At 67.0% G+C, this 10809-nt stretch carries 11 protein-coding genes; 7 read left to right on the top strand and 4 right to left on the bottom strand.

Annotated features, from left to right (window positions below; all coding sequences use genetic code 11):
• Window positions 1-9 precede the first annotated feature (9 nt).
• Window positions 10-543 carry a WhiB family transcriptional regulator gene (locus tag ACYSM9_RS00470; protein WP_461855015.1) on the bottom strand — a complete coding sequence of 178 codons (534 nt, stop codon included), beginning with the start codon at window positions 541-543 and terminating at the stop codon, window positions 10-12.
• A 393-nt stretch (window positions 544-936) separates the two neighbouring features.
• Here ACYSM9_RS00470 and ACYSM9_RS00465 point away from each other — a divergent pair, with 393 nt between their 5' ends.
• Window positions 937-1638 (top strand): TIGR03089 family protein, encoded by a 702-nt coding sequence (locus tag ACYSM9_RS00465; protein WP_461855014.1) that lies wholly within the window; start codon window positions 937-939, stop codon window positions 1636-1638.
• A 26-nt stretch (window positions 1639-1664) separates the two neighbouring features.
• Here ACYSM9_RS00465 and ACYSM9_RS00460 read toward each other — a convergent pair whose 3' ends face one another.
• Window positions 1665-2231: a GtrA family protein gene (locus ACYSM9_RS00460; protein ID WP_461855013.1), complete on the bottom strand. Its 567-nt coding sequence runs from the start codon at window positions 2229-2231 to the stop codon at window positions 1665-1667.
• A gap of 222 nt (window positions 2232-2453) precedes the next feature.
• Between ACYSM9_RS00460 and ACYSM9_RS00455 the strand changes: the two genes are divergently transcribed.
• From ACYSM9_RS00455 to manA, 4 genes are read left to right on the top strand one after another with little or no spacing between them, the layout of a single operon-like run.
• Window positions 2454-3602, top strand: coding sequence for a 5-(carboxyamino)imidazole ribonucleotide synthase (locus ACYSM9_RS00455; protein WP_461855198.1), 1149 nt, complete (start codon window positions 2454-2456; stop codon window positions 3600-3602).
• A complete protein-coding gene (purE, locus tag ACYSM9_RS00450; RefSeq protein ID WP_461855012.1) occupies window positions 3599-4171 on the top strand; it encodes a 5-(carboxyamino)imidazole ribonucleotide mutase in 573 nt (190 codons plus the stop codon). Before ACYSM9_RS00455 ends, purE begins: the two co-directional genes overlap by 4 nt.
• Before the next feature lie 9 nt (window positions 4172-4180).
• A complete protein-coding gene (locus ACYSM9_RS00445) occupies window positions 4181-5830 on the top strand; it encodes an LCP family protein (RefSeq protein WP_461855011.1) in 1650 nt (549 codons plus the stop codon).
• 36 nt (window positions 5831-5866) lie between these two features.
• On the top strand, window positions 5867-7108 hold the full coding sequence (manA, locus tag ACYSM9_RS00440; RefSeq protein WP_461855010.1) for a mannose-6-phosphate isomerase, class I: 1242 nt from the start codon (window positions 5867-5869) through the stop codon (window positions 7106-7108).
• Here the strand turns inward: manA and ACYSM9_RS00435 are convergent.
• The gene (locus ACYSM9_RS00435) at window positions 7105-8157 is read right to left on the bottom strand and encodes a lipid II:glycine glycyltransferase FemX (RefSeq protein WP_461855009.1); all 1053 of its coding nucleotides are present in this window, start codon (window positions 8155-8157) and stop codon (window positions 7105-7107) included. The two genes, manA and ACYSM9_RS00435, sit on opposite strands and share 4 nt — an antisense overlap.
• Before the next feature lie 90 nt (window positions 8158-8247).
• Window positions 8248-9270: a class II fructose-bisphosphatase gene (gene glpX, locus ACYSM9_RS00430; protein ID WP_461855197.1), complete on the bottom strand. Its 1023-nt coding sequence runs from the start codon at window positions 9268-9270 to the stop codon at window positions 8248-8250.
• A gap of 196 nt (window positions 9271-9466) precedes the next feature.
• Here glpX and ACYSM9_RS00425 point away from each other — a divergent pair, with 196 nt between their 5' ends.
• Window positions 9467-10174, top strand: a complete 708-nt coding sequence (locus ACYSM9_RS00425; protein WP_461855196.1) for a DUF4245 domain-containing protein — start codon at window positions 9467-9469, stop codon at window positions 10172-10174.
• A gap of 10 nt (window positions 10175-10184) precedes the next feature.
• Entirely contained in the window at window positions 10185-10799 is a 615-nt protein-coding gene (locus ACYSM9_RS00420; RefSeq protein ID WP_461855008.1) for a carbonic anhydrase, read from the top strand.
• The last annotated feature ends 10 nt before the right edge of the window (window positions 10800-10809 follow it).

Below are 10809 nucleotides of genomic sequence, written 5' to 3'. Positions count from 1 at the left end.
CCTGAAGAATTAGATTGCCCGCTTCCTCAACCGGCGGCGCTCACGCTCGGAAAGGCCTCCCCAAATACCGAAACGCTCGTCGTTCGCCAGGGCGTACTCCAGGCACTGCGACCGGACGTTGCACGCACCGCATACTTTCTTGGCGTCGCGGGTTGAGCCGCCTTTTTCCGGGAAGAATGCTTCCGGGTCGGTCTGGGCGCACAGGGCATCTGTTTGCCAGCCCAGTTCGCCCTCGTCGTCGAAATCGTGCTGGAGCGGCAGTCCGATCCATACCGGCTGGGCCACCCCGGCGGCAGGCAGTTCCATGGGCGGGTCGAGGTCGTCCTCAAGATCTTCGCCGCCCTCCAAGAGGGCCTCGTGGGCCGCCAGGAATGCGGTGGCCTGGTCTTCCAGGACGCTGCCGGAGTTCATGTTGTAGCGCTCGGCCGCATCAGGATCCGCGGGATCCACATACCAGTCGCTGGGCACCCCCCGTGCGCGGTACTTCGCCGTTGCCTGGCCGGCTACGACGGCATCTTCCTGGATACGCTCTGCTTGCCCCATGGCGACCCTCCTGATGTTGCAGCCACTGCCTGGATACGTGGACACTCGGTTTGTGTGCCGGTATTTACGCAATTGCTTTAGTTACCTAATTACACGTGTGTAACTAGGGCGAGTCAAGCCGTCGCCGGGATAATAATCAGTGCGGCCGGGGAACATCGGGCACGCCACGCCCGTCATTTTTTATGACAAGCTCCCGGCCCCTGCCGCCAGCGCCGCATTCGCCGGACATGGGCCCCGAAAAAGGGCCCACTGGCGGGAAAATACCCGCTTCCACAACAAATAGCAAGCACGCTTAGCATCGTTTGTGATAAGAATCACATCGGGCGCCCGTCCGGGTGGCGGCCTTGGCTGGGGACCAGTGACGGGCTGCGGTGCCAATGGCAGGATGGAGCCATGACGACTATCCCGGCCACTGAACTGACAGCGCTGCTGCGCTCGGGCAATTCCACCGCTCCGCGCCTTACCTGGTACGGGCCCGACGCCGAGCGCGTCGAGCTGTCAGGCCGCGTGCTGGACAACTGGGCGGCGAAGACCAGCAACCTGCTGCAGGACGAGCTCGATGCGGAACCTGGAATGCGGCTCCGGCTGGGCCTTCCCGCCCACTGGAAATCCATGGTGTGGGCGCTTGCCGGGTGGCAGCTTGGACTGGAGCTGGTGCTCGACGGCGGCCCCGCTGACTTCCTGGCAACGGACGAACCGGGGCAAGTCGAGGACGAGTACGACGCCGTCGTGGCGGTGGCGCTGCCCGCCCTCGCCATGCGGTGGGCGGGGGAACTTCCACGAGGCTGCATTGACTACGCAGCCGAGGTGCGTTCCCACGGGGATGTGTTCATGCCGCACGGCGACCCCGATCCGGCACAGTGCGCGGTGGTGACACATGACGGCCGCAGGATCCTGCATGCCGACCTCATCAGCGGCTTCGCGCGCCCCCACGGAGAGGGGGCCCGGCTGCACGTCCCCGCAGGCCAGGGGCTCGAGTCCGTACTGTCGGACGCCGTGGGTATTTGGAGCCAGGGAGGCTCGCTGGTATTGACGCACCCGGACGTGGCACTCACTGACAAGCTGCTGGCGGACGAACGGATCCACGGCGCCTAAGCGCCGGGCACCAGGACGCTCCGGTCTTAGGCCTGCGGCCGTCCATCGGCCGAAGGCTCGCGGTCATCGGCCGGCTGGGTCCGGGCTGCATGTTCCTTATGCGGGTGCACTTCGATGAGTTCGTGGTCGTGGGAGAACTCCGGTTCCTGGTCCAGTTCCTGGTTGAAGACGAGGAAGCGGTAGGCGAAGAAGCGGACCACGGTGGCCACGAGGATGCCTGCCACGCCGGCCAGGAACAGCAGGTTCTTGTTGTCGATCCCCAGGCCATACTTGGCCAGCGCCGTGAAACCGGTGGAAATTCCAATGCCAATGCCGTTGATGAGCACGAACATGAGGAATTCGCGCAGTATGTTGGCCTGCCGCCGGTGCCGGAAAGTCCAGAAGCGGTTGGCAATCCAGGAGAAGACCGTCGCCGCAGTGGCGCCCACGAACCGGGCTTTTGCTTCGCTGTCGGACATCGGCCCGTGCATGAGGTAGTACGTCAGGCCGTTGTCGATGACGAACGCCACACCGCCCACGGCGCCGAACTTTGCCACTTCGCGCCAGAAAAGTGAGGCAAGCCCCCGGATACGATCTGCAAGTGCGCTAAACATGACCCTCCATGGCCGTGACGAACTGTGGGCCACTCGGCCAAAGCTCCATTTTAGCTCCCAAAACTCCGGCCCGCCCCAGGCCGATGCAGTCGAGGGGTGCGGCGAGGGTGGAAATCTCTTCCCTGACGGACGTAAAAGCGGGATACTGCTGCCGACTTCGGTAGGCTGGCAGATGTGACTTTTCCAGTGATAGGTGTGGTTGGCGGCGGCCAACTCGCGCGCATGATGGCCCCCGCTGCGACAGCCCTCGGCTTTGAACTCCGCGTTTTGGCAGAAGGCCACGACGTTTCCGCGGTCTCCGCTGTACCGGCCACCCCGGTGGGCGACTACAAGGACCTGCAGACCCTCCTGGACTTCGCCCAGGGCCTGGACGTGATGACGTTCGACCACGAGCATGTGCCCTCGTCGCACCTGCGCGCCCTCCAGGAGGCCGGGGTCAATATCCAGCCCGGACCCGACGCCTTGGAGCATGCCCAGGACAAGCTGGTGATGCGTGCCGCAGTGGACCGGCTCGAGCTTCCCAACCCCGCCTGGGCCTCGGTTGACGACGTCCCGGCCCTGGTCAGCTTCGGCGAAAAGACGGGCTGGCCCGTGGTGCTGAAGATGCCCCGCGGCGGTTACGACGGCAAGGGCGTCCGGATCATCGCCTCCGCGGAGGAGGCAGCCGGCGCCGAGGACTGGTTCGCCGCCATGAGCCCGCTGCTGGCCGAGGCCAAGGTGGAATTCACCCGCGAACTCTCAGCCCTGGTTGCCCGCACTCCTTCCGGCGAAGCCAGGGCCTGGCCCGTGGTCCACACCATCCAGGTGGACGGTGTCTGCGACGAGGTCATCGCCCCCGCCCTGGATATCCCGGTGGAAGTCGCCGCCGCTGCCGAAGACGCAGCCCTGCGCATCGCCGCCGAACTGGACGTCACCGGCGTCCTGGCCGTGGAACTCTTCGAAACCCCCGGCACCGGAGCCGGGTTCCTGATCAACGAACTGGCGATGCGTCCGCACAACACCGGACACTGGACCCAGGACGGCTCCATCACCAGCCAGTTCGAGCAGCACCTTCGTGCAGTCCTGGACCTGCCCCTGGGCGCCACCGACGCGCTGGCCCCGGTGACGGTGATGAAGAACTTCCTGGGCGGCGAAAACCAGGACCTGTACTCCGCCTTCCCGCTGGCCATGGCCAGCGAACCGGCCGCCAAGGTCCACTGCTACGGCAAGTCCGTGCGGCCGGGCCGCAAGATCGGCCACGTCAACCTGGTGGGCACGTCGACGGCGGACGTCGACTCGGTGCGCCGCCGGGCCGCCGCCGTGGCCGGCATCATCCGGGACGGCCGGGCCACCACCGAGGAACCGTCAGTAATCTTTGAGGAGAACGCATGAGTGCCGAAGCCACCCCCGCCGCCGGCCCGCTGGTGGGCCTGGTCATGGGGTCCGACTCTGACTGGCCCGTCATGGAGGCCGCGGCAGACGCCCTGGCCGAGTTCGGGATCCCGTTCGAGGCGGACGTGGTCTCGGCACACCGGATGCCCACCGAGATGATCCGCTACGGCCAGACGGCGCACGAGCGTGGCCTGCGCGTCATCATCGCCGGCGCCGGCGGCGCCGCGCACCTTCCGGGCATGCTGGCGAGCGTCACCCCGCTGCCGGTGATCGGGGTTCCGGTTCCCCTCAAGACGCTGGATGGCATGGACTCGCTGCTGTCCATCGTCCAGATGCCGGCAGGCGTCCCGGTGGCCACCGTCTCCATCGCGGGGGCACGCAATGCCGGCCTGCTGGCCGTGCGGATGCTGGCCTCCGGCACCGATGAGCTCGCCGCGTCACTGCGCGCGGACCTCCTGGACTTCGCCGCCGACCTGAACGCCGTTGCCAGCCGCAAAGGCGCGAGCCTCCGGCAGAAAGTCAGCGAGGTCTTCCCCGAAGGCCCGGGAACCCTCCGGGGCAGCCGTTAGGCGGCGGGCATGGCCAGCAGCAACCTGCAGCAGTCAGGTCCCGGAGCACTCCTGACCGACCCCGTCCGGTATCCGGCCAGCGCGTCCCCCGGGGTCCGCACCAAGCGGGCGTTCGTGCTGGTCCTGCTGACGCTCCTGGTTCCCGGCAGTGCGCAGCTGGTGGCCGGTGACCGCAGGCTGGGCCGCACCGCACTGCGCGTCACCCTCTGCGTCTGGGCTGCCCTTCTCCTGGCACTTGTCCTGCTGCTGGTCAACCGGACCCTGCTCATCAGCATCATCACCAACCCGGTCACGTCGCTGGTGGTGGTGCTGCTCCTGGCGGCACTCGCCGTGGGCTGGGCCCTCCTGTTCGTCAACACCCTGCGCCTGATCCGCCCCGTCCTGCTGGCACCGCCGGCGCGGCCCGCCGTCGGCATCGCCTTGGTGCTGGCACTGGTACTGGGCAGCGGATCCCTGGGTTACGCGGCGTATCTGTTGAACGTGGGCCGGAACGCGATTGGCAGCATCTTTTCGTCCGGGCCGGCCATCGAACCGGTCGAAGGCCGCTACAACTTCCTCATGATCGGCGGTGACGCAGGCGACGACCGGACCGGCCGCCGCCCCGACAGCCTCTCCGTGCTGAGCGTGGACGCCAAGACGGGGCAGACAGCCATCATTTCCATCCCCCGGAACTTCCAGAACGCACAGTTCAGCGCGGATTCGCCCATGCGGAAGATCTATCCCGACGGCTACGACTGCGGGGACGAGTGCCTCATCAACGCCATCAACACAGAGGTCACCAACGAACATGCCGACCTCTACCCCGGCGTTGCCGACCCCGGGGCGCAGGCCACCCTCGAAGCGGTCTCCGGAACGCTGGGCATGGACATCCAGGCCTATGTGCTGGTGGACATGGACGGCTTTTCCAAGCTCATCGATGCCATGGGCGGCATCCGGATCAAGGCCGGCGGCTGGGTCCCCATCAGCGGCGAAACCATCGATGAGGCCAACGGCATCCATGGCATGCCGCTGGGCTGGATTCCCGCCGGCGACAACACGTTGGACGGCTACCACGCCCTCTGGTACGGCCGCTCGCGTGAATTCGTGGACGACTACGCCCGGATTGCCCGCCAGCAGTGCGTCCAGCAGGCCATGCTCAAGCAGCTTGACCCTGCCACCTTGCTGTCCAAGTTCGAAGACATCGCCGATGCCGGCACCAAGGTCGTCGATTCCAACATCTCCGCCTCCCAGCTGGGCAGCTTCCTGGACCTGGCGATGAAGGCCAAGGGCAAGGAAGCCAAACGGCTCACCCTCGGCCCGCCGGACTTCAATCCGACGTTCTCCACGAACCCTGATTTCGACGAGATCCACCAGCGCGTCGACCAGCTGCTGGCCTCCGCGTCCGGCGCCCAGGCCGCCGCAGCGCCGGAGGACGGCATCGTGGCTCCGGTGGCCGGTGCCGGACATGTGCAGGCGGCCGGCCCCGCCGCAGCCCTCCCCCGGCCCAACAACGGAGGCCTCGCACAGGAGTCTCCCGCGCCGTCGGACTTCACGCCTGTGACCACCACCCCGGACGGTGAGCCGATCACCGAGGAGATGCTGAACGATCTCAAGCGCGAGGGCAACGAGCAGGCCATCCGCGACCTCGTGGCCACCAACGGGCAATGCGCCGCGCTGTAACCGCAACCACCACCAGCTACGGAAACGGAACCATCCTTGTACGAGATTGAGAACGTCCTGCGGAACTACGCCTGGGGTTCGACGACGGCGATCGCTTCGCTGCTCGGCCGGCCCGAATCGGGCCAACCGGAGGCGGAGCTCTGGATCGGAGCGCATCCGGACTCTCCATCGGTGGCGCAGCTGCCCGGGGACGGGACGCGCCCCCTCGACGCCCTCATCGCCTCGGATCCGGACCACTTCCTGGGCGCCGAATCAATGGCCGCCTTCGGCCCCCGGCTGCCGTTCCTGGCCAAGGTCCTTGCCGCTGCACAGCCGCTTTCCCTCCAGGTCCACCCGAGCCTGGCACAGGCCAGGGCGGGCTTCGCCCGGGAAAACGACGCCGGGCTCGATCCCCATGCCCCGAACCGGAATTACAAGGATGACAACCACAAGCCGGAGATGATCTTCGCCCTCACGCCCTTCGAGGCGCTGTGCGGGTTCCGCCCCGCCGGTGAGACCCGGAAGATCCTGCAGCATATTGCCGCGGCCTTCCCGGCGGGCGGACAGGCGCCGGCACTGCTGGAGGACCTCCTCGAGGATCTCGCCAACGCGGATCAGGGCGCGGGCCTGCACCGCGCCTTTGAACGCCTGATCACCGGCGGCCAGGCCGTGGCGGAGGAGACCGCGCTGGTGGTGGCGGCCCTGCTGTCAGGTGCCCCGCTGACGCCGTACGAGGCCGAACTGCGGACCGTGATCAGCCTCAACGAGAAGTACCCGGGGGACCCCGGCGTCCTGATCTCCCTGCTCCTGAACAGGATCTCGCTGCAGCCCGGCGAGGCCGTCTACCTGCCCGCAGGCAACGTCCACGCCTACCTCCACGGCCTGGGCGTGGAGGTCATGGCCTCATCGGACAACGTCCTGCGCGGCGGCCTGACGCCGAAGTTCGTCGATGTTCCGGAGCTGCTGCGCACCATCGATTTCCACCCGGTGGCCGTGCCGATGCTCCGCGCCGAAAAGACGGTAATGGACCAGGAACTGTTCCGTCCTCCCTTCGGGGAGTTCCAGCTCCAGCGCATTGAATTGGGCCCGGAAGCCGGCCCCGTTCCGTTGGCGCAGGCCGGACCTGCGGTGGTCATCGTCGTGGCCGGCGCCGTCTACCTGGACTCCCCCAAGGGCGATCTGGAGCTCACCCACGGCGGCAGTGCGTTTGTGGCCGCCGCGGAAGCCCCGGTCAATGTCCACAGGGTGGCCGGCAGCACCGGAACGGCCCTCGCCTTCGCGGTGACCACGGGGCTCTAGCCGGCCTGGCCGCGCCGCAGCAGGGTACGGGCGCGGCCTGCCGCGGCCTTGGCGGCGCGGCGGGCCGCCTGCAGCCCCTTGCGGGCCAGCGGCATGGCCTGCGCGTAGGCGGGGTAGAACGGCGAGAGGGGCTTCTCCCAGGTGCCCAGGAGCAGGTCCTCGTGCTTGGCGAACTGCTTCTTGAAATCGGAGATGCCGTCGTTGAGCAGGCCGTTGAAGTCGTACCGGCTGCAGCCGTCCTCGCGCATGGACGTCAGGGCCGCCCATTTCACGCCGTAGTTGACACGCTGCTTCTGCCCTTCGGCGGAGACGCCGCCGTACAGCTCGAACGCTGTGGTTCCGCTCCGCGACAGCCAGGTGAACGCCAGGAGCTGCTCGCCGTCGAACGCCCCGATGATCGGGGAGGCGTCCCCCAGGTTCCGGAAGATGTCCCGGTAGTACTGGTCCTCGTGGATACCGAAGCCCGCCCGTTCGGCGGTGTCATGGTAGATGGCCAGCACCTGCTCCAGCTCGGAGTCGTTCTTGACCTTGCGGAATTCCACGTCGCTGCGCATGGCCTTGCGGATGTTCGCCCGGGTCGACTTCGACATGTCCGCCATCAGTTCTTCGTCGGACCGGGCCAGGTCCAGGATGAGCGTGCGCGGAATGAGGATGGTGTTGGTGGATTCCCGGAAGCCTGCCGCGGCCACGGCGCCGGCGTAGGCGGACTCCCGGTCCCAGTCCGGTTCGATGCTCAGGGCGACAGCGTGGTGGCGGGAGGCGGCGTATTCGGCCAGCCGGTTGAGGACCTCCTGCGTATCCCCGACTGCGCACAGGGGACCGCGCGGAATGTAGACCAGCGCCTTGAACGGGAAGGGCAACCTGCGGACCATGAGCTGGGCGCCGCCAATGGTCCGGTCCCCGGCCTTCACCAGGACCCGGTCCACGGACCAGCCGTGCATGGCCTTGGTTTCGCCCCAGCCCCAGAGCTGCTGCGGATGCCCCTGGAACCGGTCGACGTTGTCGTCCCAAAGGGCGCGGTCAGTACAGGGCACAACAGCAGGAATCATGGCTTAAACCCTATACCAACGCGTTAACGCCGAAGCCCCGGGAGCGCAGTCGGCGCTCCCGGGGCTTCGGCCTGCGGCACTGGGTCCGGGTCAGCTCTTGCGGGCGTAACCTTCCCACTTGTCGGCGCGGTGCTCGCCGTCCACGAAACGGATGGTGCCCGACTTGGAGCGCATCACGATGGACTGGGTCAGGACCTTGTCCTTGGAGTAGCGCACGCCCTTCAGGAGGTCGCCGTCGGTGATGCCGGTGGCGGCGAAGTAGCAGTTGTCGCTGGAGACGAGGTCATTGGTGGAAAGCACCCGTTCCAGGTCGTGCCCGGCGTCGATCGCCTTCTGCTTCTCCTCGTCGCTGGTGGGCCAGAGGCGGCCCTGGATGACGCCGCCCAGGGACTTGATGGCGCAGGCCGCCACAATGCCTTCCGGGGTTCCGCCGATGCCCATCAGGGCGTCCACGCCGGTGCCCGAGCGGGCCGCGGCAATGGCGCCGGCAACGTCGCCGTCCATGATGAACTTGGTGCGTGCGCCGGCCTCGCGGATCTCCTCCACCAGCGGGCGGTGGCGGTCACGGTCCAGGATCATCACGTTGAGCTGGTTGACCTTCACGCCCTTGGCCTTGGCGATCAGGTGCAGGTTCTGCTTGACCGGCAGGCGCAGGTCCACCATGTCCGCGGCTTCGGGACCGGTGACGAGCTTTTCCATGTAGAACACGGCAGAAGGATCGAACATGGAGCCACGCTCGGCAACAGCCAGGACGGCCAGGGCGTTGTTGATGCCCAGTGCGGTCAGCCGGGTCCCATCGATGGGATCAACCGCGACGTCCACCTCGGGGCCGGTGCCGTCGCCGACGCGCTCACCGTTGAACAGCATCGGGGCTTCGTCTTTTTCGCCTTCGCCGATCACCACGACGCCGTTGAAGTGGACGGTCTGCAGGAAGGAGCGCATGGCGTCGACGGCGGCGCCGTCGGCCTTGTTCTTGTCGCCAAAACCGACCCAGTGGCCGCCGGCGATGGCCGCAGCCTCGGTGACGCGGACCAGTTCCAAGGCAAGGTTGCGGTCCGGCTCGTCGATGCCGACGGCGAGCGACGGGGAAAGCGTGGAGTACTTCTGGGTCATGGACGCTGGTGACACGTGAACCTCTTCTTCGAGTGGCGATCATTGAGTCCGCCCGCCGGCAGCGGAGCGGTGATTCCTCTGCTATCGATCATAGTCGTGGCGCCGGGTCCCCGAGGGGCGCATGACGCGTCCCCGCAATGTGCGCGGGCAGCGGCACGTCGGCACCGGAACGGCCGAATGGAAGTCAGGCTCACCCATGGGGGACTATGGAGGGGTGAATGACATGCAGGAAACCGCAAGCCCGAACTCCGGCCAGCCCGGACCGGAAGGGCGCCCCCTCCCCGCCGGCAGCAGCGCCGACACCCCGGTAAAGCCCGTCATTCCGGCAGCAGCGGCCAAACGGGCCAACGCTTCGGTCATCGGCATGGTCATTGCACTGCTCCTCAGCATCGCTGCCTTCCTGCCCGTTGTCCTGATGAATCCCCAGCCCAAAAGCGAGGGCTACCGGCCGGACATCGATGTCGCGTCGGTCGCACAGAACGCCGCCGATGTGGCGGGATTCACACCCGTCGCCCCGGATACGGGCAACGCATTCCGGGCCAACTACGCCCGGTGGGAAGCCGGCACCGGCACCGGAGTGCCCACCTGGGAGGTCGGCTACCTGACGCCCAAGGGCTCCTTCATCGGCCTGGTCCAGACCAAGAGCGCCAACCCCACCTGGCTGCTCCAGCAGACCAGGAACGCGCCCGTCACCGGTTCCCGGAACGCCGGCGGCCAGGAATGGGAGCTGCGGGACACCGGGAAGGGCGACAAGTCGCTCGTCCTCGCGTACCGGGGCACCACCGTCATCCTCTCGGGTGCTGCCCAACTGGACGAATTCGCCACCCTGGCGGACGCCGTCGTGAAGTCCCTTGAGGGCGGCAGCACCGTCACAGTTTCCCCCTCAGCCAGCAGCACGCCGTAAGGTAAGGGCCGTGACGACTTATCTGACTCCTGCACTGGCCTGGCGCCGCCTGCGCGAAGGCAATGAACGTTTTGTCAACGGCGAATCCTCGCACCCGAACCAGAACGCTTCCCGGCGGTCGTCGCTGGTGGAGACGCAGAACCCGTTCGCGGTGATTTTTGGCTGCTCCGATTCACGGCTCGCCGCGGAAATTATTTTCGACGTCGGCCTGGGTGACGTCTTCGTGGTCCGGACTGCCGGCCAGGTGATCGACGACGCAGTGCTGGGCTCCCTGGAGTACAGCGTCGGCGTGCTGAATGTGCCGCTGATTGTCATCCTGGGCCACGACAGCTGCGGCGCCGTGACCGCCACGAAGGCCGCTGTGGAGACCGGCGACATGCCGGCAGGCTTCATCCGGGACCTCGTGGAGCGCATCACGCCCTCGGTCCTGACGTCGCTGCGCAACGACCAGCCGGAGGTCAATGACATGGTGGTGGAGCACGTCAAGCAGACGTCCCAGCGCCTGGTGGACAGCTCGCGTGTGATTTCGGACGCAATTGCCGGCGGCCGCACCGCCGTCATCGGCCTGTCCTACAGCCTGGCCGAGGGCCACGCGGAGCTGGTTTCCGGAATCGGCGAGCTCTAGGCACTGCCTG

This window comes from Arthrobacter sp. C152, from assembly GCF_054890965.1.
Note: the sequence above shows the minus strand (reverse complement) of the source record. Positions and strands in the feature narration are given on the sequence as shown.